The organism is Gordonia cholesterolivorans (assembly GCF_039531975.1).
Taxonomy (GTDB): domain Bacteria; phylum Actinomycetota; class Actinomycetes; order Mycobacteriales; family Mycobacteriaceae; genus Gordonia; species Gordonia sihwensis.
The window spans coordinates 109,674-130,109 of the sequence record NZ_BAAARB010000004.1; the positions used below are offsets into that span (position 1 = coordinate 109,674).

The 20,436-nt window shown below is 69.5% G+C and carries 20 protein-coding genes; 15 read left to right on the forward strand and 5 right to left on the reverse strand.

Annotation, left to right across the window (positions count from 1 at the left end; genetic code table 11):
• Window positions 1–6: 6 nt before the first annotated feature.
• The 3 genes from ABFX36_RS05275 to ABFX36_RS05285 all read left to right on the forward strand — a co-directional run bounded on the left by ABFX36_RS05275 (window position 7) and on the right by ABFX36_RS05285 (window position 3,606).
• A complete protein-coding gene (locus tag ABFX36_RS05275; protein WP_062366794.1) occupies window positions 7–1,524 on the forward strand; it encodes a YifB family Mg chelatase-like AAA ATPase in 1,518 nt (505 codons plus the stop codon).
• A complete protein-coding gene (gene dprA / locus ABFX36_RS05280; RefSeq protein ID WP_346075262.1) occupies window positions 1,521–2,651 on the forward strand; it encodes a DNA-processing protein DprA in 1,131 nt (376 codons plus the stop codon). Before ABFX36_RS05275 ends, dprA begins: the two co-directional genes overlap by 4 nt.
• 97 nt (window positions 2,652–2,748) lie before the next feature.
• Window positions 2,749–3,606 carry a siderophore-interacting protein gene (locus ABFX36_RS05285; protein WP_346075264.1) on the forward strand — a complete coding sequence of 286 codons (858 nt, stop codon included), beginning with the start codon at window positions 2,749–2,751 and terminating at the stop codon, window positions 3,604–3,606.
• A gap of 12 nt (window positions 3,607–3,618) precedes the next feature.
• On the opposite strand, the gene ABFX36_RS05290 is transcribed toward ABFX36_RS05285, so the two are convergent.
• Window positions 3,619–5,076 carry an MFS transporter gene (locus ABFX36_RS05290; protein ID WP_346075266.1) on the reverse strand — a complete coding sequence of 486 codons (1,458 nt, stop codon included), beginning with the start codon at window positions 5,074–5,076 and terminating at the stop codon, window positions 3,619–3,621.
• Window positions 5,077–5,309: 233 nt separating this feature from the next.
• Between ABFX36_RS05290 and ABFX36_RS05295 the strand changes: the two genes are divergently transcribed.
• Entirely contained in the window at window positions 5,310–6,512 is a 1,203-nt protein-coding gene (locus ABFX36_RS05295; RefSeq protein WP_062366886.1) for an MFS transporter, read from the forward strand.
• A gap of 61 nt (window positions 6,513–6,573) precedes the next feature.
• On the forward strand, window positions 6,574–7,488 hold the full coding sequence (locus tag ABFX36_RS05300; RefSeq protein WP_006897896.1) for a tyrosine recombinase XerC: 915 nt from the start codon (window positions 6,574–6,576) through the stop codon (window positions 7,486–7,488).
• 32 nt (window positions 7,489–7,520) lie between these two features.
• On the opposite strand, the gene ABFX36_RS05305 is transcribed toward ABFX36_RS05300, so the two are convergent.
• Complete coding sequence (locus tag ABFX36_RS05305) at window positions 7,521–8,036, reverse strand: M23 family metallopeptidase (RefSeq protein WP_346075269.1); 516 nt, start codon at window positions 8,034–8,036, stop codon at window positions 7,521–7,523.
• Between the two features lie 277 nt (window positions 8,037–8,313).
• Between ABFX36_RS05305 and rpsB the strand changes: the two genes are divergently transcribed.
• From rpsB to ABFX36_RS05330, 5 genes are all read left to right on the forward strand, one after another.
• On the forward strand, window positions 8,314–9,144 hold the full coding sequence (gene rpsB, locus ABFX36_RS05310; protein ID WP_346075271.1) for a 30S ribosomal protein S2: 831 nt from the start codon (window positions 8,314–8,316) through the stop codon (window positions 9,142–9,144).
• A 125-nt stretch (window positions 9,145–9,269) separates the two neighbouring features.
• Window positions 9,270–10,094, forward strand: coding sequence for a translation elongation factor Ts (gene tsf, locus ABFX36_RS05315; protein WP_006897893.1), 825 nt, complete (start codon window positions 9,270–9,272; stop codon window positions 10,092–10,094).
• Window positions 10,095–10,226: 132 nt separating this feature from the next.
• Window positions 10,227–10,979, forward strand: a complete 753-nt coding sequence (gene pyrH / locus ABFX36_RS05320; protein ID WP_006897892.1) for a UMP kinase — start codon at window positions 10,227–10,229, stop codon at window positions 10,977–10,979.
• A gap of 53 nt (window positions 10,980–11,032) precedes the next feature.
• Window positions 11,033–11,590 (forward strand): ribosome recycling factor, encoded by a 558-nt coding sequence (gene frr / locus ABFX36_RS05325; protein WP_006897891.1) that lies wholly within the window; start codon window positions 11,033–11,035, stop codon window positions 11,588–11,590.
• A complete protein-coding gene (locus ABFX36_RS05330; protein WP_006897890.1) occupies window positions 11,587–12,450 on the forward strand; it encodes a phosphatidate cytidylyltransferase in 864 nt (287 codons plus the stop codon). The genes frr and ABFX36_RS05330 overlap by 4 nt, the downstream gene beginning before the upstream one ends.
• Window positions 12,451–12,468: 18 nt before the next feature.
• Here the strand turns inward: ABFX36_RS05330 and ABFX36_RS05335 are convergent, their stop codons facing one another.
• Window positions 12,469–12,879, reverse strand: coding sequence for a LapA family protein (locus ABFX36_RS05335; protein WP_006897889.1), 411 nt, complete (start codon window positions 12,877–12,879; stop codon window positions 12,469–12,471).
• A 31-nt stretch (window positions 12,880–12,910) separates the two neighbouring features.
• Between ABFX36_RS05335 and rlmN the strand changes: the two genes are divergently transcribed.
• Window positions 12,911–14,017, forward strand: coding sequence for a dual-specificity RNA methyltransferase RlmN (gene rlmN / locus ABFX36_RS05340; RefSeq protein WP_039868035.1), 1,107 nt, complete (start codon window positions 12,911–12,913; stop codon window positions 14,015–14,017).
• Between the two features lie 92 nt (window positions 14,018–14,109).
• Here the strand turns inward: rlmN and ABFX36_RS05345 are convergent, their stop codons facing one another.
• Window positions 14,110–14,373: a DUF2631 domain-containing protein gene (locus ABFX36_RS05345; RefSeq protein WP_006897887.1), complete on the reverse strand. Its 264-nt coding sequence runs from the start codon at window positions 14,371–14,373 to the stop codon at window positions 14,110–14,112.
• Between the two features lie 65 nt (window positions 14,374–14,438).
• Here ABFX36_RS05345 and dxr point away from each other — a divergent pair, with 65 nt between their 5' ends.
• Together dxr and ABFX36_RS05355 are read left to right on the forward strand one after the other, a co-directional pair.
• Complete coding sequence (gene dxr, locus ABFX36_RS05350) at window positions 14,439–15,608, forward strand: 1-deoxy-D-xylulose-5-phosphate reductoisomerase (protein WP_062366805.1); 1,170 nt, start codon at window positions 14,439–14,441, stop codon at window positions 15,606–15,608.
• An 89-nt stretch (window positions 15,609–15,697) separates the two neighbouring features.
• Entirely contained in the window at window positions 15,698–16,906 is a 1,209-nt protein-coding gene (locus ABFX36_RS05355; RefSeq protein WP_045538417.1) for a M50 family metallopeptidase, read from the forward strand.
• Between the two features lie 50 nt (window positions 16,907–16,956).
• Here the strand turns inward: ABFX36_RS05355 and ABFX36_RS05360 are convergent, their stop codons facing one another.
• Complete coding sequence (locus ABFX36_RS05360) at window positions 16,957–18,135, reverse strand: lactonase family protein (RefSeq protein WP_062366807.1); 1,179 nt, start codon at window positions 18,133–18,135, stop codon at window positions 16,957–16,959.
• Between the two features lie 249 nt (window positions 18,136–18,384).
• Here ABFX36_RS05360 and ispG point away from each other — a divergent pair, with 249 nt between their 5' ends.
• Both ispG and ABFX36_RS05370 read left to right on the forward strand, forming a co-directional pair.
• Entirely contained in the window at window positions 18,385–19,539 is a 1,155-nt protein-coding gene (gene ispG / locus ABFX36_RS05365; protein ID WP_006897883.1) for a flavodoxin-dependent (E)-4-hydroxy-3-methylbut-2-enyl-diphosphate synthase, read from the forward strand.
• 55 nt (window positions 19,540–19,594) lie between these two features.
• Window positions 19,595–20,431 (forward strand): GNAT family N-acetyltransferase, encoded by an 837-nt coding sequence (locus tag ABFX36_RS05370; RefSeq protein ID WP_346075280.1) that lies wholly within the window; start codon window positions 19,595–19,597, stop codon window positions 20,429–20,431.
• The last annotated feature ends 5 nt before the right edge of the window (window positions 20,432–20,436 follow it).

Consider the following 20,436-nt stretch of genomic DNA (forward strand, 5'->3'; position numbering starts at 1 on the left):
CGCCCGATGTCCGGACTGGGGAGAGTGCACTCGGTGGGGCTCAACGCCTTCGCCGCCGATGTGATCGAGATTCAGGCCAACATCAGCGCGGGGCTGCCCGGGCTGACCATCAGCGGGAGTGTGGACACCTCGCTGCGTGAGGCGAAGGAGCGCGTGCGGGCCGCGATCGCGAACAGCGCGATACAGTTCCCGACCACCAAGGTCACGATCGCGCTGGCACCGGCCCGACTGCCCAAGAGCGGGCCGGGCTTCGATCTGCCGATGGCGGTCAGTGTGCTGATAGCGGCGCAGAAGGTGCCCACCACGAGGCTGCCGGGGACGGTGATGCTCGGCGAACTGGCGCTCGACGGCCGGGTGCGTCCGGTGCGCGGGGTGCTGCCACTGCTGCTGGCAGCGCGGGAGGCCGGGTTCGAGCGGGCGGTGGTGCCGGCCGAGAACGTCGCCGAGGCGGCTCTGGTGTCGGGGCTCGACATCGGCGGGGCGCGGTCGCTGTCGGACGTGCTGTCGTGGTTGAGCGGAGATCGCGCGCTCGACACCGTCGACGGCGAGACCGCGGAGCCGGCGCCGCCGGAGATCCCCGATATGGCCGACGTGGCCGGCCAGGCGACGGCACGGCGCGCGCTCGAGATCGCCGCGGCCGGATCGCATCACCTGCTGATGACCGGTCCGCCCGGCATCGGCAAGACGATGCTGGCGTGCCGGTTGCCGGGTATTCTGCCGAGCCTCACCGAGGAGGAGTCGCTGGAGGTGACCGCGATCCATTCGATCGCGGGAACGCTGCCCGAGCATCGGCCGTTGATCACCCTGCCGCCGTTCGTGGCACCGCACCACAGCACGAGCATCACCGCGCTGCTGGGCGGCGGGACCGGGATCGCGCGGCCGGGATCGGTGTCGCGGGCGCACCGCGGAATCCTCTTCCTCGACGAATGCGCGGAGATGGGACCGAAAGTCCTCGATTCGCTGAGGCAGCCGCTGGAGGAAGGGGAGGTCCGGATCTCGCGTCGCGACGGGACCGCCCGCTATCCGGCGCGCTTCCAGTTGATCCTCGCGGCCAACCCGTGTCCGTGCGCGCCCGCGAAGGACGTCGACTGCATCTGCACGTCCATCCAGCGCCGCCGCTATCTGGGCCGGCTGTCGGGCCCGCTGATGGACCGGATCGACATCCGCGTGGCCATGGACCCGCCCGGCGACGTCACACTGCTGACCGAACGCGGTGAGCCGAGCGCGGCGATCGCCGAGCGGGTGCTGCGGGCGCGCGAGGCGGCGCGGGAGAGGTGGTCCGAATTCGGCTGGCGCACCAACGCCGAGGTGCCGGGCAGCGCGCTGCGGCACCGATTCCGGCCGGGGCCGCAGGTGCGCCGGCCGCTGGAGGCGGCGTTGCGCACCGGACGGATCACGGCGCGCGGCGCCGATCGGGCGCTGCGTCTGGCCTGGACGTTGACCGATCTGCGGGGCGGCGACGCGCCGGGGGAGGACGACATCGTGTCGGCGCTGCTGTACCGCGACCGGGGAGGGCGACCGTGACCGACGACAAGGCGGCCCGCGCGTGGGCATACCTCGCGGCGGTGGCCGAGCCGCCGTGTGCGGCACTGATCGCGTTGGTGGCCGAACTCGGCCCGCTGGACGCCGCCGCGGCGGTTCGTTCGCGGAAGGTTCCCGCCGCGCACCGCGGCGTTCTGGCACCCACGCAGGCGCGCGCCGCGACCGACACCGCGGCGGAGGACCTGGCCAGGTGTGAGCGCATCGGTGCGCGCCTGCTCACCAGAGACGATCCGGACTGGCCCGGATGGCAGCTGCTGGCGCTCGATCAGGCGGACAGTGCCGCGCGGGGCGGAGCTCCGCTCGCACTCTGGGTGCGCGGGCCGGCCTCGTGCGGTGACGCGGTGGGCAGGTCGATGGCGCTGGTCGGCTCGCGCGCCTCATCGTCGTACGGCGATCACGTCGCCGGAGCGATGGCGGCCGCGCTGGCGGACGAGGGCTGGTCGGTGGTGTCGGGTGGGGCGTACGGGATCGACGGGGCAGCGCATCGAGGAGCGCTCGGTGCGGGAGGCACCACCGTGGCTGTCCTCGCGTGCGGCATCGACCGCACGTATCCGTCCGGGCACGCGCAGTTGCTGCACCGGATCGCCGAGACCGGGCTCGTCGTCAGCGAGTATCCGCCGGGCACATCCGCGGCCAAACATCGATTCCTCACCCGGAATCGTCTGGTCGCGGCGTTCTCGTCCGCGGTGATCGTGGTGGAGGCCGGACGGCGGTCGGGCGCGGCCAACACCGCGGCGTGGGCCAAACGGCTGGGCCGGCCGCTCGGGGCGGTGCCCGGGTCGGTCACCAGCGCCACCTCGGTGGGTGCCAACGCCATGATCGCCGACGGCGACGCCGTGCTGGTCGCCGATTCGGGCGCCGCGATCTCGCTCGCGAGCCCGGACGGATGCGACACGCGGGAGGCGGCGCCGCGCCGCCGCACCGACGATCTGCGTCCGGATCAGCTGCGCGTGGTGGAGGCGCTGCCCGCGCGCGGCGGTCTCACCGTCGACGAGATCGCGTTCGCCGCGGGGCTGCCGATCGACGACGTCCTTCGGGCCCTCGCGGCGCTCGACCTGTCCGGTCATGTCGCCGGCTCCGACGGCACGTGGCGGTTGGGAGCTCGATGAGTGGGACACCGCCGGTGGTGGGAACGTCGGGGGACGCCTACGATGGAGCGAGCATCTTAGGATGCCCTAATCTTGTTGTGCCGAAAGAGGAGACCAGATGGCGAAGCCGGTGACCACGTTGACGGTCCTGCGGACAGAGCGGCTGACCCCGCACATGGTGCGCGTGTGGCTGGGCGGTGACGAGTTCGCCGCCTTCCGCCCCGCGGGCGGACAGGACGGTCACTACGACACCGACATGTACGTGAAGATCGTCTTCGCACCCGAGGGCGTCGATTACCCGCGGCCGGTCGACATGGACGCGATCCGGGACACGTATCCCGCCGAACAGCAGCCGATCCTGCGCACGTACACGGTCCGTCACTACCGGCCGGACGCCGCGGAATTGGCGATCGACTTCGTGGTCCACGGTGACGAGGGCGTCGCCGGACCGTGGGCCGCAGGCGTGCGGCCGGGCGAATCGGTGACCCTCCTGGGACCGGGCAGCGGCTACCGGCCCATGGCCGACGCGCCCTGGCACCTGCTGGTGTCGGACGAAGCCGGCCTGCCCGCGCTGGCCGCGGCGCTCGAAGCGATGCCGCAGGACGCGGTGGCCAAGGTGTTCATCGAGGTCGCCGGCCCCGAGGACGAGGTGGAGCTGACCGCTCCCGCCGGTGCCGAGATCACCTGGGTGCATCGCGGGGCGCCGTCCAACGAGGCCCCCGACGACCGGTCGGGCGACAACGCGCCGGTCATCGCCGCGGTGCGCACCGCGCAGTGGCTCGACGGTGAACCGCAGGTGTTCATCCACGGCGAGGCACAGGCGGTGATGAAGAATCTGCGCGGCTACGTGCGGAAGGAACGTGGCGTGAGCGCCAAGCGCGCGGCGTCGATCTCCGGCTACTGGCGCCGAGGCCGCACCGAAGAGGGCTTCCGCCAGTGGAAGGCCGAACTGCGCAAGGCCGAATCGCACGTGTGACGGGCGGGCGGCTCAGACGACGCGTTCGTCGCGGAGCCGGCTCGCGGGCACGCCCAGCGCGGCGACAGTCGCCAGGGCACACGTGACGAGCGCGACGATCGACGCCCACACATAGGCGTCCGTGGAGGGTACGGCGACGGCCCCGCCGGTCGTCGAGACGGTCTCGACGGACGCGGCCAGGATCATGCCGATCACGGCCGTGGCAGTGGACGTGCCGACCGATCGCATCAGTGCGTTGACGCCGTTGGCCTCCCCGGTCTGCGTCACCGGGACCCAGTCCATGATGAGGGCGGGCATCGCCGAATACGCGACGCCCAGGCCGGCACCGACGAAGCAGTTCACGATGACCATGAATCCCCACGTCGGATGCCAGGGCCCCGCGATCATCAGCAGGAAGCCCAGGTAACCGACCCCGATCACCACGCCGCCGGAGGCCAGTGAGACCCGTGCGCCGAAGCGCCGCGTCATCCACGCGCTGACGTAGGAGAACGCGAACATCACCAGCCCGGAGGGCATCAGCACGAGGCTGGCCTCCACGATGGTCAGTCCGACGCCGGTCTGGGTGGAGGTCGGGGCCTCGAGCACCTGGATCGGCATGATCTGCATGGCGTAGAACGCGAAACCGGTGGCGACGGAGGCGATGTTGGTCAGCAGGATGGGACGTCGAATGCTGGTGGCGAGGTCGATCAGCGGATTGTCCACGCGCTTCTCCCATCGCCACCACAGCACCGAGGAGACGACGAACGCGGCGAACAGGCCGAGCACGGCCGGGCTCGACCAGCCCCAGGCGTCGCCCTTGGAGAGAGCGAGCAGAATGCAGCTCAGCAGGACGGTGAGCCCGATCGCGCCCACCAGGTCGAAGCGCCCGCCCGTGGCGATCGAACTGCGCGGGACGGCCGCCGCGACGGCCGACGCGGCGATCACGCCGACCGCCGCGCTCACCCAGAACAGTGCGTGCCAGCTCACCTGCTGGGCGATCACCGCGGCGAACGGGAGGCCGAGTGATCCGCCGACGCCGAGCGAGGCCGACATCGCGCCGATGGACGAGCCGAGGCGCGCCGGGGGCACGATGTCGCGCATCAGGCTGATGCCGACCGCGATGGTGCCGATGCCCAGACCCTGAACTCCGCGTCCGATGAGGAACAGTGCCAGCCCCGACGAGAGCGCGCAGACGACCGATCCCGCCGCTACCGCGCCGAGACTGGCGATGAGGACCAGCCGCTTGCCGATCATGTCGCCGAGGCGGCCCGAGATGGGCGTCACCACCGCACCGACGAGCAGCGTGATCGTCAGCGCCCAGGACGCATTGGTCGGTGAGGTGCCGAGGATGGCCGGCAGGTCGGGGATCAGCGGCACGATGATCGTCTGCATCAGCGCCACCACGATTCCGGCGGCGCAGAGGATTGCGACGGCCAGGCGCGGGTGTTCGGCCGTGTCGTGGTGGTCGGCGGAGGTACTGGGGGATGTCACGGGGCGGTGGAGCTTTCGAAAGAAGGATGACGCCAGGCCGGGGAACGCGAGGCATCAGGAAACTTAGCGCGAAATAGGTAACCGAGGTTAAGTACTTTTCGCACGAGTGGGGGATACCACACCGGCATCCGCTGCTAGCTTCCTTTACGAACCGCTTTGTCTCGTCGACGGTCGCCCAGTCAACGCATGTTCTGAATAGTCAACGCATGTTCTCAGCGAATGGTGGAGTGTTCATGATTTCCGCGCCCGCGCGGCGGGGAGCCGTCCTGGCGACGGCCTTCGCCTTCCTGGTCACGATGATGGGGACCACCCTTCCCACCCCGCTGTACTCGCTCTATTCGCAGCGGCTCGACTTCACCGAGTTCACGGTGACGATCCTGTTCGCCGTCTACGCCTTCGGCGTGATGTTCGCGCTCATCGTCTTCGGACGGCTGTCCGATCAGATCGGCCGCCGCCCGATCCTGCTGACCGCCCTGGTCCTCGCCGTGATCAGTGCGGTCATGTTCTTGCTGCCGCTGTCGCTTCCGCTGCTGATCGCGGCCCGGATCGTGTCGGGACTGAGTGCCGGACTGATGAGCGGCACCGGCACGGCCGCGGTGATCGATCTGGTCGGTCCCGCAGACAAAGCGCGCGCAGGAATGCTCGCGATCGCCGTCAACACCGGCGGCCTCGGTGTCGGCACCCTCTTCGCCGGGGTCGTCGCCGATCTCTCGTCGGCTCCGCTGACGCTGCCGTACGCGGTGCACCTGGGGCTGTCGGTACTGGCGTTCGTCACACTCCGTGCGTTCACGCCGGCCCCGGCCGACCCCGCGCCGCTGCGACTGCAGGCGCCGCGACTGACCGTTCCCGCACCGATCCGCGGAGCGTTCGTCCGGGGCGTCCTCGCCGCGGGCGCGGGGTTCGCCGTGTGCGGTGTCCTCACCGCGGTGTCGGCCCTGTTCCTGGTGCGCTACCTCGGCATCGGTTCGCACACTGTGGCGGGTCTGGTGGTCTTCCTCGCATTCGCGTTCATGGTCGTCGGTCAGTTCGTCGCGCGCCGGATCTCGTCGCGCGCAGCCATGCAGGCCGGATGCGGCGGACTGGTGGTCGCGGCCGCCGTTCTCGCGGTGGCGCTCTCCGCCGAATCGCTCGCCGCGCTGCTGATCGCGCCGATCGTCCTCGGCGTATCCGCCGGTCTGTGCGTCAACGCCGGGCTCGCGGCGACCGTGGAGCGCGTCGATCCCGCCCAGCGCGGTGCGGTGTCCTCGGCCTTCTTCGCGGGCCTGTACCTCATGCTCGCCGTGCCGGCCATCGGTGTCGGCGCACTGTCGCTCGCCATCGGAATGCGGGAATCGGGCCTGGTGTTCGCGGGACTCGTCGCGCTCCTGGCCGCGGCGGTGGGAGTCGCGGACATCGCCGCGCGGGGCTCCGCCGCACGGGCGACCCCGCTGCCGTGATCCGCCCGCTGATGCTGCTGAGGTCTATGTGGTGCATGTGGTGAGACTTTAGGATCGAGTCATGGCCGACCTCCTCGATCGCTTCGCAGCGCACCTGCGATACGAGTCCGGGCGCAGTGAGCACACCGTTCGTGCCTATCTCGCCGACATCCGCGGCCTCACGGCGTTCGCCGGTGCGCGCGGAGTTCGGCTCACCGACGTCGATCTCGACCTGCTCCGCGCCTGGCTGGCGGAGATCTCGCGCCGCGGCGCCGCGCGGACCACCGTCGCGCGCCGGGTGTCGTCGGTCAAGACGTTCTGCGAATGGGCCACGCGCGAAGGCGAGATGTCCGTCGACCCCGCGGTGCGCCTCCAGGCGCCCAAGGCGCGCCGGGTGCTGCCGGCGGTGCTTGCTCCCGAGGAAGCCGCGGACGCGATCGAGGCGACGGTGCGACGGGTCGACTCCGCCGCGCCGGACGGACCCTCGTCCGACGACCCGGTATCGCTGCGCGACCGTGCGGTTCTCGAACTGCTCTACGGCTGCGGCATCCGTGTCGGAGAACTGTGCGGGCTCGACGTCGGCGATGTCGACGACGATCGCCGCGCGATCCGGGTGATCGGCAAGGGCGACAAGCAGCGGGTGGTGCCGTACGGTGCGCCTGCCGCATCGGCGCTGGACGCCTGGCGCCGCCGTGGGCGCCCGGCGCTCGCGACCGCCGCCTCGGGGGAGGCCCTGTTCGTCGGCGTCAGGGGAGGACGGCTCGATCAGCGGATGGCGCGCACGGTGGTGCATCGGGCCACCGAGGCTGCGGGACGGTCGGTGGGCCCGCACGCACTGCGTCACAGTGCGGCCACCCACCTGCTGGAGGGAGGCGCCGATCTGCGGGTGGTGCAGGAACTGCTGGGGCACTCGTCGTTGTCGACCACGCAGCTGTACACGCACGTCAGCGTGGAACGACTGCGCGCGGTCCACAAACAGGCGCACCCGCGGTCGTGAATGAGACCGGCCGCATCACCGACCCGGCAGCGTCAGCGGGGTGGTTTGAGCCGCACGGTCGACAACCCGAGCAGGCTCAGCGGGTTGAGGTAGCGGACGCTCCGCCCGCTGCCGCGACGAGCGCCCCAATGAAGGCAGGCCGTCGCGGAGCACCCCTCGTGACCGGTTTGCAGCACACCGACCAGCTGACCGGTTCGGATGTGCTCGCCGCGACGCACGCGGGGCACCACCGGCTCATACATGGTGCTGATCCCGTCGGGGTGCAGCACCGTGACGGTGGAACGGCCGGCGACGGGTCCGGCGAAGGTGACCGTTCCGGCGCGGGCCGCGACCACCGCGGACTCGGCGGGTGCTCCCAGGTCGACGCCGCGGTGCCCGGCGAGCCAGCGCTCAGCCGGCGGATCGAATCCGCGGACCACGGGCGGGCGCGGGGCCAGCGGCCAGTGATACGCACGCTGCGCGGACGCCGCGCCGGGGCCGGCAGGCAGCGCGCTCGCGCACACCAGCGCGATGGCGGTGGCGCGACGCCGGGTATTGAGACTCCCCATAGGACCTCCTCATAGGACTTAGACGCACGGCGCGGCGGTTCGGCTCCATCGGCGTGTCGCGCGGCCGTCGTCGCCCGAGACGCTGATTTGGCTGGTGATCGCGCATCGGAGTAGTCTGGCGACGCACCCAGGCATGTCTTGGGTGACTTCGCGCGCCCGCGAGAAGCTACATCGGAACACGCGGTCCCGGATACCTCCGGGTGTGTTCGCCGATGGCGGGCGCCAGGACCGGAGCTCGACCCGAGCGCCGGTGACAACTGCGAGAGAGGACATATTCATGGCTGTCGTGACCATGAAGCAGCTGCTTGACAGCGGCGCACACTTCGGGCATCAGACCCGCCGTTGGAACCCGAAGATGAAGCGTTTCATCTTCACCGACCGCAACGGCATCTACATCATCGACCTGCAGCAGACGCTGTCGTACATCGACCGCGCCTACGAGTTCGTCAAGGAGACCGTCGCCCACGGCGGCACCATCCTGTTCGTCGGCACCAAGAAGCAGGCTCAGGAGTCGGTCGCCGCCGAGGCCACCCGCGTCGGCATGCCGTACGTGAACCAGCGTTGGCTCGGTGGCATGCTCACCAACTTCAACACCGTGCACAAGCGTCTCCAGCGGATGAAGGAGCTGGAGACCATGGAGCAGACCGGTGGCTTCGAGGGTCGCACCAAGAAGGAAATCCTCATGCTCACGCGTGAGAAGAACAAGCTGGAGCGCACGCTCGGCGGTATCCGCGACATGGCCAAGGTTCCCTCGGCCGTGTGGATCGTCGACACCAACAAGGAGCACATCGCCGTCGGTGAGGCTCGCAAGCTGAACATCCCGGTCATCGCGATCCTGGACACCAACTGCGATCCGGACGTCGTCGACTACCCGATCCCGGCGAACGACGATGCGATCCGCAGCGCCGCTCTGCTGACCCGCGTGATCGCCTCGGCCGTCGCCGAGGGCGTTCAGGCGCGTGCCGGCCAGACCGCGGGCGACGCCAAGCCGGAGGCCGGCGAGGGCGAGCCGCTGGCGGAGTGGGAGCAGGAACTCCTGGCTGAGGCGACCGCTCCGGCGGCCGCACCGGCCACCGATGGCGCCACCGAGGCTCCGGCCGCAGAATAAGAACTGCCGAGAAGCAGGAAACGGGCCCCGAGCACGATGAGCCGGGCCCCTTCTCCGGCGGGGTGATCACCCCGCCGGAGAATCTTGTCTCTCGATCACAAATCGACAAAGGAGGGTCGCCACCTATGGCGAACTACACCGCGGCGGACGTCAAGCGTCTGCGCGAAATGACCGGTTCGGGCATGCTCGACTGCAAGAACGCCCTCGCGAACAACGACGGCGACTTCGACAAGGCAGTCGAAGAGCTGCGCATCAAGGGTGCCAAGGACGTCGGCAAGCGTGCCGAGCGCTCCACCGCCGAGGGTCTGGTCGCCGCCCGTGACGGCGTCATGATCGAGCTCAACAGCGAGACCGACTTCGTCGCCAAGAACGACGAGTTCCAGAAGCTCGCCGACGACATCCTGGGTGCGGCCATCGAGCTGCGCAGCAACGACGTCGACGCTCTGCTCGCCGCGAAGCTCGGCGACGGCACCGTCGCCGACGCCGTCGAGGCGCTCTCGGCCAAGATCGGCGAGAAGCTGGTCCTGCGCCGCGTCGCGTCGTACGACGGCCCGGTGGCCGTCTACCTGCACAAGCGTGCCTCGGACCTGCCGCCCGCCGTCGGCGTCCTGGTCTCCTACACTGGCGAGGGCGACACCGCCGCGGAGGCCGCTCGCGGCGCCGCCATGCAGGTCGCCGCGCTGCGCGCCAAGTACGCCAGCCGCGAGGAGGTCCCCGCGGACGTCGTCGAGAACGAGCGTCGTATCGCCGAGGAGACCGCCAAGGCCGAGGGCAAGCCCGAGCAGGCGCTCCCGAAGATCGTCGAGGGCCGCGTCAACGGCTTCTACAAGGACGTCGTCCTGGTCGACCAGCCGTCGGTCACCGACTCGAAGAAGACCGTGAAGGCGATCCTGGACGAGGCCGGCGCCACCGTCGTCGCGTTCACCCGCTTCGAGGTCGGCCAGTCCTAGTCCGCTAGGCCGCATGCGTCTCCGGCCCCGGAATCGACCCGCGAGGGCGACTCCGGGGCCGGAGTGCGTATGCGGGACGATCGACGCCCTAAGATGGAGAGAGTTTGTGCCGACACTCGAGCGAAGGAAGAGATGAGCGAATCGCAGTCGACCGCCGAAGAGGGCAGAGCAGGTTTCTCCCGGGTGCTTCTGAAGCTCGGCGGTGAGATGTTCGGTGGCGGTTCCGTGGGGCTCGACCCGGACGTCGTGGGCACCGTGGCCGACCAGATCGCCGAGGTGGTCTCCTCGGGCGTCCAGATCGGCATCGTGATCGGCGGCGGTAACTTCTTCCGCGGCGCCGAACTGCAGCAGCGCGGTCTGGACCGTTCGCGCTCGGACTACATGGGGATGCTCGGCACCGTCATGAACTGCCTTGCGTTGCAGGACTTCTTGGAGAAGCGGGGGATCACCACCCGCGTGCAGACCGCCATCACCATGGGTCAGGTCGCCGAGCCGTACCTGCCGCTGCGCGCCGTACGTCACCTCGAGAAGGGCCGCGTGGTGATCTTCGGTGCGGGTATGGGCATGCCCTACTTCTCCACCGACACCACCGCTGCGCAGCGCGCGCTCGAGATCAAGGCCGAGGCGGTGCTGATGGCCAAGGCCGTCGACGGCGTGTACTCCGACGACCCGCGCAGCAACCCGGACGCGGAACTGTATCGCGAGATCAGCCACCGCGAGGCGATCGAGAAGCAGCTCAAGGTCGCCGACGCGACCGCGTTCAGCCTGTGCATGGACAACAACATGCCGATCCTGGTGTTCAATCTCCTCGAGCGCGGCAACATCGCCCGCGCGGTCGCGGGTGAACCGATCGGCACGCTGGTGCGCACCCCGCAGGCCTCCTGACCACTGCCGATCCCAGACTTCCACCGCGACGAAAAGAAGGAACGAGACTCATCATGATCGACGAAGCGCTGCTCGACGCCGAGGAGAAGATGGAGAAGGCCGTCGCCCACCTGCGCGACGACATGGCCTCCATCCGCACCGGGCGTGCCAACCCGGCGATGTTCAACAAAGTCGTCATCGACTATTACGGCGCTCCCACTCCGATCACCCAGGTGGCGGGCATCAACACCCCGGAGCCGCGGCTCGTCGTCATCAAGCCGTACGAGCAGTCGACGATGAACGACATCGAGACCGCCATCCGGAACTCCGACCTGGGCGTCAACCCGACCAACGACGGCACGGTGATCCGCGTCGCGATCCCGCAGCTCACCGAGGAGCGCCGCAAGCAGCTCGGCAAGCAGGCGCGCGGCAAGGGCGAGGACGCCAAGGTCGCGATCCGCAACGTGCGACGCAAGGCCGTCGACGAGCTCAAGCGGATCCAGAAGGACGGCGACGCGGGCGAGGACGAGGTGACGCGCGCCGAGAAGGAACTCGACAAGACCACGCACACCTACACCGATGCGGTCGACGAGCTCGTGAAGAACAAAGAAGCTGAGCTGCTCGAGGTATGACGAGTACACCGGAGCAGGCTGAGAAACCCTCCGGGGGGAGTTCCCGGGCCGGCCGGAACCTCCCGGCAGCCATCGGCGTCGGCTGCATCCTGGGCGGTCTGCTCATCGCCGTGCTGCTGCTGGCCCCGGACGGCTGGTACGGCGTCGTCGCTGTCGCACTGGCGATCGCGACCTGGGAGGTCGTCAAGCGGCTGCGGGACGGCGGTTTCGCGGTCCCGGTGATCCCGCTGCTGGCCGGTGGACAGGCGATGATCTGGCTGTCGTGGCCGTTCGGACTGGCCGGGACCTTCGTCGCGATGGCGGCGACGATCCTGGTGATGATGGTCTGGAAGCTGTTCGCACAGGGTCTGTCGAACGCTCCGGTGAACTACATGCGCGATCTGTCGGTCGCGATCCTGGTGCTGGCGTGGCTGCCGATGCTCGCGACCTTCGGCACCTACCTGGTACGCCAGGAGGACGGTGCGCTCCGCGTCTTCACCCTGATGATCGTGGTGGTCTGCTCCGACGTCGGCGGTTATGTGGCGGGCGTGCTGTTCGGCAAGCATCCGATGGCGCCCGCGATCAGTCCCAAGAAGTCGTGGGAGGGACTGGCCGGATCGGTTGTCGTCGGCACCCTCGGCGCACTCGCCTGCGTCGTGTGGATCCTCGACACCTCGCACTGGTGGATCGGTTTCGTGCTCGGTCCGCTGCTGGTGGTGGTCGCCACCACCGGCGACCTCGTCGAGTCCCAGATCAAGCGCGACCTCGGCATCAAAGACATGGGCACGCTGCTGCCCGGTCACGGCGGCATCATGGACCGTCTGGACTCGCTGCTGCCCTCGGCGTTCATCACCTGGGCAGTGCTGGCCTGGCTGCTGTGAGGAGCGGGGCGGCGAGCGCTACCCGTGCTTGCGCGCCTTCTTCAGCGCCCGGTTGAGCTGGAAGATCCTCGCGCCGCCGAGCAGTGCGGTGATCAGGGCGCCCGCGATGGCGGCGATCAGCAGGCTCACGCCGAGTGGCAGGTCGGCCTTGAAGAAGATCAGGTCGATCTCCACCGAGTCGGGGTTCATGACGATGAACACGATCAACAGGATCGTGACCAGCACCCCGAGCACCCATCCGACGTACGTCGCCTGAGTACGTGTGCCGGATGCGGCGGAGGCCGCAGCGGCCACCCGTCGGCGTTCGGCTTTCACCGGATCGACGGTGCCGTACTGCTGCGACCCCTCGACCGGAGCGACCTCGTGTGGCTCCGCGCCGCCGGACGTCTCGTCGAATCGGTCCCCGTGCTTCGGATCAGGTGTGGTCATGCCTCTATCGTCGCATGAGACAATGGTCGGTGTGAGCTCTCTGCCCCTCGTTTTCGACGCACCCAAGCGCGGCCTGCCGCCGAAGCATTTCGCCGACCTCGACGAGCAGGGCCGCATCGAGGCGGCCGCCGAGCTCGGGCTGCCCAAGTTCCGGGCGAATCAGCTGGCCAAACACTATTACGGCCGGCTCACCGCCGACGTTCAGGAGATGACCGACCTGCCCGCGGGCGCACGCGAGGATGTCGCGCGCACGCTCTTCCCGACGCTCATGACACCCGTCCGGCACATCTCCTGCGACGACGACAGCACACGCAAGACGCTGTGGCGCCTGCACGACGGCACGCTGCTGGAATCGGTCCTGATGCGCTATCCCGAGCGGAATACTCTGTGCATCTCCTCACAGGCCGGGTGCGGTATGGCGTGCCCGTTCTGCGCGACCGGTCAGGGCGGACTCGACCGGAACCTGTCGACCGCCGAGATCGTCGACCAGGTCCGGGCCGCCGCCCGAGCACTGCGCGACGGTGAGGTCGGAGAGCCGGGCCGGCTGTCGAACATCGTCTTCATGGGCATGGGGGAGCCGCTCGCGAACTACCGGCGCGTGGTGGACGCGGTCCGCAAGATCACGTCCCCGGCGCCCGACGGCTTCGGCATCTCGGCGCGGTCGGTGACCGTGTCGACGGTGGGTCTCGCGCCGGCGATCCGCCGCCTGGCCGACGAGGGGCTGTCGGTGACCCTCGCGGTGTCGCTGCACACCCCCGACGACGAACTGCGCGACACCCTGGTGCCGGTCAACAACCGGTGGTCGGTCGCCGAGGTGCTCGAGGCCGCGCGCTACTACGCGGACACGACCGGCCGGCGCGTGTCGATCGAGTACGCGCTCATCCGGGATGTGAACGATCAGCCGTGGCGCGCCGACCTGCTGGGACGCAAGCTCCGGTCCGCGCTCGGTTCGCTCGTCCATGTGAATCTCATTCCGCTGAATCCGACGCCCGGATCCGAGTGGGACGCCAGCCCCAAACCGGTGGAGGCCGAGTTCGTCCGCCGGGTGCGCGAACACGGGGTGTCGTGCACGGTCCGCGACACCCGCGGGCAGGAGATCGCCGCGGCGTGCGGTCAGCTCGCCGCCGAAGAGAAGTAGGCGCGTCATACACGGACAGAGACGAGAAAGACCCGGACGACGTGGCGTCCGGGTCTTTCAGGTATTCCGGTGACTGTGCCTGCGCAGCCGGGTCAGCGCTTCCAGACGCCCTTGCGCGGAATCATCTCGTAGACGGTGTAACCGATCAGTGCCACGGCGATGACGATGAGGAAGATGTCCTCGATGTGGCCGACGTGATTACCCTTGAGCATGCCGAGCAGGATGATCGCGGTGACGAAGGAAGCGATCGCGATCGAGCGGCGGGCCACACCGTGCCAGCCGAAACGAGCCGACGGGGCGTCGGCGGGCTCGTGAACCCATCCGGTATCGATGGTTTCGACCTCAGTGCTTGCCACGTTCACTCCTTATGACGACCGGTAGTAGTCCGGCCTACAGCATAACCCGACCCGCGTGCGCGACAATGTCGGGTGTGACGACGCGTGTTTTGATTCTCGGATCCACGGGATCCATTGGCACCCAGGCCCTCGAAGTGGTCGCCGAGCACCCGGACCGGTTCCAGGTGGTCGGCCTCGGGGCCGGCGGGGGGAGCCTCGAACTGCTCCAGCGGCAGGTCGCCGAAACGGGGCTGGCGCCGCAGCGGGTGGCCGTCGCCGACGCCGACGCCGCCGTCGTGCTCGGCGACCGGCTGGGCGGCCCGGTGCTCGGCGGACCCGACGCCATGGTCCGGCTGATCGAGTCGGTGGAGGCCGACGTGATCCTCAACGGAGTGGTCGGAGCGATCGGTCTGCGCCCGAGCCTGGCCGCCCTGGAGTCGGGGGCGCGGCTCGCACTGGCGAACAAGGAGTCGCTGGTGGCCGGCGGCGCCCTGGTGCTCGACGCCGCGGCGCCGGGTCAGATCGTGCCGGTCGACTCCGAGCACTCGGCGATCGCGCAGTGCCTGCGCGGCGGCACCGCGGACGAGGTGGAGCGACTCGTCCTGACGGCGTCCGGGGGGCCGTTCCGCGGGTGGACCGCCGAGCAGGTGCGCGGTGTGACGCCCGAGCAGGCGGGCAGGCATCCCACCTGGTCGATGGGTCCGATGATCACCCTCAACTCGGCGACGCTGGTCAACAAGGCCCTCGAAGTCATCGAGGCGCACCTGCTGTTCGGCGTCGACTACGACCGCATCGACGTCACCGTTCACCCGCAGTCGATCGTGCACTCGATGGTGACCTTCGTCGACGGAGCCACCATCGCGAAGGCGTCGCCGCCGTCGATGAAGCTGCCGATCGCACTGGCCCTCGGCTGGCCCCACCGCGTCCCCGGCTCGTCGTCGGCGTGCGACTGGACCACCGCGTCCACGTGGACCTTCGAGCCGGTGGACGACGAGGTGTTCCCGGCGATCCGTCTCGCACGCAGCGCCGGAAAGGCAGGCGGCAGCCTCACGGCGGTGTACAACGCCGCCAACGAGGTGGCGGCGGAGGGATTCTTCGCCGGCGCCATCGACTTCCCGCGGATCGTCGGCGTCATCGCGGACGTGCTGGCCGACGCCGATCAGTGGTCATCGCGGCCGGGTACCCTGGACGAGGTGCTGGCCGCCGACCAGTGGGCGCGGCGGCGTGCCGCGGAGCACGTCACGGCGCGCTCGTAGTCGGGAAGAACACACTCGGCACGGACGCGGCCGGCACGAACACAGTCAAGCGGGGCCCGGTGCTCCCACGGGTCTGAGGGAGACGATCAGTGAGTCTGGTGCTCGGCGTCGCGCTCTTCGCGCTGGCACTGCTGATCTCGATCGCCTGGCACGAGCTCGGTCACATGTGGGCCGCGCAGGCGACGGGAATGAAGGTGCGCCGCTATTTCGTCGGCTTCGGTCCCACGGTGTGGTCAACCCGGCGCGGGGAGACCGAGTACGGCGTGAAAGCGGTGCCCCTCGGCGGCTTCTGCGACATCGCGGGCATGACGCCCCACGAGGATCTGACCGACGAGGAACGCGAACGCGCGATGTACGCGCAGCCGACCTGGAAACGGCTCGTGGTTCTCGCCGCCGGACCCGTCCAGAACTTCATCCTCGGCTTCGCGCTCGTCGTGGTGCTGGGTCTGGGGTGGGGCCTGCCGATCATCGGCGATCAACCGGTGTACGTGAAGTCGCTGGAGTGCGTGGCCACCACCACCGATGCGCAGGGAGTGCCCGTGGCGTGCACGGGAACGGCCCCGGCTGCGGCAGCCGGACTGCAGGTCGGCGATCAGGTGCTCGCGGTGGACGGCCACACCGTCACCGACCGGTCCGACATGATCCAACGCGTCCAGCAGTCCGCCGGCACCGTCGCCCTCACGGTGGAGCGCGACGGCCACCGGATGGATCTGACGGTGCCGGTGACCCCGGTCCAGCGGATGGTGGAAGGCGACGGCGGCGCGCTGCGCCCCGCACAGGTCGGAGCCATCGGCGTGGGCCTGGACACCGCCTACGTCGAGCACTACGGCGCGGGCAGCATCTGGGGCGGCGCGCTGCGTTTCACCGGCGACATCTTCAGCGAGACCTTCAAGGCGCTGATCTCGCTGCCGTCCAAGGTCACCGGCCTGTGGCACGCGGTCACCGGCGGCGAGCGCGCCGTCGACAGTCCGGTCAGCGTGGTCGGCGCATCGGTCCTCGGCGGACAGGCCGTGGAGCACGGTTACTGGGACATGTTCTTCGGGCTGCTGCTCAGCGTGAACTTCTTCCTGGGCGCCTTCAACCTGATCCCGTTGCTCCCGCTGGACGGCGGACACATGGCGATCGCCCTCTACGAGAAGATCCGCAACACCGTGCGCCGCCGCTTCGGCAAGATCGCGGCGGGTCCGGTCGACTACTACCGGCTGCTGCCGATCACCTACGCGGTGGTGGCCGTGATGGGCGGGTTCATGATCCTCACCGTGACAGCCGACATCGTCAACCCGATCAAGGTGTTCTGACGCCGTCACCGCCAGGCGCCCCGAGCGCGTCCGGGCCGGGGCGCCCGCCGTCACGCCGAGGGACGGATGGTGAAGGCGGTGTCGCCGTCGGTGAACACCAGGCCGGTGTCGGCGGAGGTGCCGGACTTCGCCAGACGGCCGCCGGACAGGCGGCGGTAGGCGCTCACGTGCGAGGTGAGCCCGGTCAGCGAGGCGACGTCGATGACGTAGAGCCACTTCTGGTCCTGGCTGAGGACCACTCGGGCCGGCGGGCTGGTGAGCCCGGTCGGCGTCGACGCGACCGTGTTGAGCGTCCCGTTCCGGCCGATCCGGAACGAGGCCACATTCATGCCCATCGTCATCGGCGCGTAGGCGTACCTGCTGTCGGAGGTCACCGCCATGCCGTGCGGCACGAGCCCGACGAACGGGGCGCCGATGGGCGTCAGCGTGCCGTTCCGGTTGATGCGCCAGCCGTTGATGTTGTGCGACTGCTCGTTGCCGATGTACAGGTATTTGCCGTCGGGCGTGACCTGGCCGAGTGCGGGCATCAGCCCCGCGGCCTGAGTGGTCCCGATGTGGGTGAGCTTGCCCGAGTCGCTGAACGAGTACGCGTCCATGGTGCAGGCCACGAAGCTCGGCACGTAGACGTGCTTGCCGTCCGGTGTGAAGAGCGGATGGCCCAGGGCGCTGACGGGGTTCGGCTGATCGGTCCGGCTGACGGGCGTCAACCCGCCGGTGCTCGAGACCCGGTAGGTCACCAGGGTGGTGCGCACCGAGCCAACGGTCGCGACCAGGTAGCGGCCGTCGGGACTGAAGCCGAGGCCGGTGACGGGACCGCCGGCGTCGGTGATGCCGCCGCCCGCCAACGGGACCAGCCGGCCTGCGGAGGTGAGGTGCCACGCCTGGATGTTCGACGAGGCCACCCCGGCGCTGTAGACCCACTTCCCGTTGGGATGCGGCCGGAGGGAGAGGGAGAACGAGGTCTTCGTCGGAGCGGTGCTCACCTTCGTCAGCCGCGGCCCCTGGGCCTTCAGGACGGTGACGCCGGGCGTGCCGCTCGCGCCGACGACCAGATACTCCGGACTGCCCGACGACGCGGGATCGGCACCCGCTGCCGGCGTCGTCGCCGACTGGGCGGTCATCGCCAGTGCGAGGGCGCCGGCGACGAGCGCCGCCTGTCGGCCGGCGTTCTTCGCGGAGGTGCGGTGCGGGGGCGTCGGGATGGTGATTCTCGGGGTGGTGGTCGTCATGGGCGGTTCCGTTCGGCAGAGGTGGCGGACAGGGACGGGTGATTCGGACGTGCGGACAGGGGCGCAGACAGTGATCTGCAGCACTGATGCTGCCGTGTCCGCAGGCCGCTGAACTGTCCAAATCCCTGGACATCGGCCCGGTCGACGCGGTGCGCACGGTGGCGCCGGGGTCGGTAGACTCGAGGGGTGACCGCGCCGGCGCGCCCGCCGATCACGGTGTCGCCGATCACGGTGCCAAGGAGAGGAAACATGACTCAATCGATCGGTCTCGGGATTCCCGCCGGACCGCCGCCGGTGCTCGCTCCCAGACGCAAGACGCGGCAGATCCACGTCGGCGACGTCGGCGTCGGCAGCGACTTCCCGATCTCCGTGCAGTCCATGTGCACCACCAAGACACACGATGTGAACGCCACGCTGCAGCAGATCGCGCAGCTCACCGCCTCCGGATGCGACATGGTCCGGGTGGCGTGCCCCCGCCAGGAGGACGCGGACGCGTTGCCGGTGATCGCGCGCAAGTCGCAGATCCCGGTGATCGCCGACATCCATTTCCAGCCGAAGTACATCTTCGCCGCGATCGACGCCGGCTGCGCCGCCGTGCGCGTCAATCCGGGGAACATCAAGGAGTTCGACGGCCGCGTCAAGGAGGTCGCCAAGGCGGCAGGCGACGCGGGCATCCCGATCCGGATCGGCGTCAACGCCGGATCCCTCGACAAGCGACTGCTGGAGAAGTACGGGAAGGCGACGCCGGAGGCTCTGGTGGAGTCGGCCCTGTGGGAGGCGAGCCTGTTCGAGGAGCACGGTTTCGGCGACATCAAGATCTCTGTGAAGCACAACGACCCGGTGGTGATGGTCGAGGCCTACCGTCAGCTGGCCGCGCAGTGCGACTACCCGCTGCACCTCGGCGTCACCGAGGCCGGACCGGCGTTCCAGGGCACCATCAAGTCGGCCGTGGCCTTCGGTGCGCTGCTGAGCGAGGGCATCGGCGACACGATCCGCGTCTCACTGTCGGCGCCTCCGGCCGAGGAGATCAAGGTCGGCGACGCGATCCTGCAGTCGCTGAACCTGCGCCCGCGGAAGCTGGAGATCGTCTCGTGCCCGTCGTGTGGCCGCGCGCAGGTCGACGTCTACAAACTGGCCGACGAGGTCAGCGCCGGACTGGAGGGCATGGAGATCCCGCTCCGCGTGGCCGTGATGGGCTGCGTGGTGAACGGGCCGGGCGAGGCCCGCGAAGCCGACCTCGGCGTCGCGTCGGGTAACGGCAAGGGCCAGATCTTCGTCAAGGGCGAGGTCATCAAGACCGTTCCCGAGGCACAGATCGTCGAGACTCTGATCACCGAAGCGCTGCGTATCGCCGAGGAGTCGGGGGAGACTGGAAGCGGCGCCCCGGTCGTGACCGTGACGTAGCGATCCGCTGTCACGTCGGGATGCTGCTGAACTGAAGTGAGCAGGGAGGTGGGCCGTGCTGGGGATCCTCGGTGACCGGCCGCTCGGCGCCAAAGACGCCGACGCGGTGGCCCGCGCACTCGACCTCGACCCGGTGGCGTCGTGCATGGTCGCGGCACGGGTGGAGGCGTACGGGCTCTCGCCCCGCTTCCTCGGAGGCGAGATGTGGACCGCCTCGCAGCCGAGCGAGTCACTCGCCTTCTCGGGTGCGAATCTGATGCCGCTGATCGGCGGCGCGACCGATCTCGACGTCTTCGCCGACCGCGCACTGGCGTCGCCGCGTCTGTGCTCGTCGGTGGTGGGATCGGCCGACCTGGTCCTCGGACTGTGGGACCGCGTCGCGCCGGCATGGGGTCCCCCGCGGGAGATCCGCGACGACCAGCCGTTGCTCGCGCTCACGGGCTACCCCGAGATCGCGCCCGATCCGCAGGTCCGCCTGGTGACGATGGCCGATCTGGACGCCTACTTCCCGGCGGCAGTCGAGATGTTCATCGGCGAGGTCGGCGTCGATCCGCGGGCCGGGGACGAGGGCAGGTCGTACCGGAGGCGGCTCGCGGCCCTGATCTCGGCGCGGCGCGTATTCGCCCGATTCGACGGAGACCGCGTGGTGTTCAAGGCCGAGATCGGTTCCATGTCCCGCAAGGTGGGCCAGATCCAGGGCGTCTGGGTGGATCCTGACTGGCGCGGCAGGGGATACGGCGTGGTGGGCACCGCGGCGGTGGCCGCGGCGATCGCCCGCCAGGGCCGGATCGCGAGCCTGTATGTGAACAGCTTCAACGCCGCCGCCCGGCACACCTACGAACGGGTCGGATTCCAGCAGGTCGGCACCTTCGCGACCGTCCTGGTCGACTGACGGCC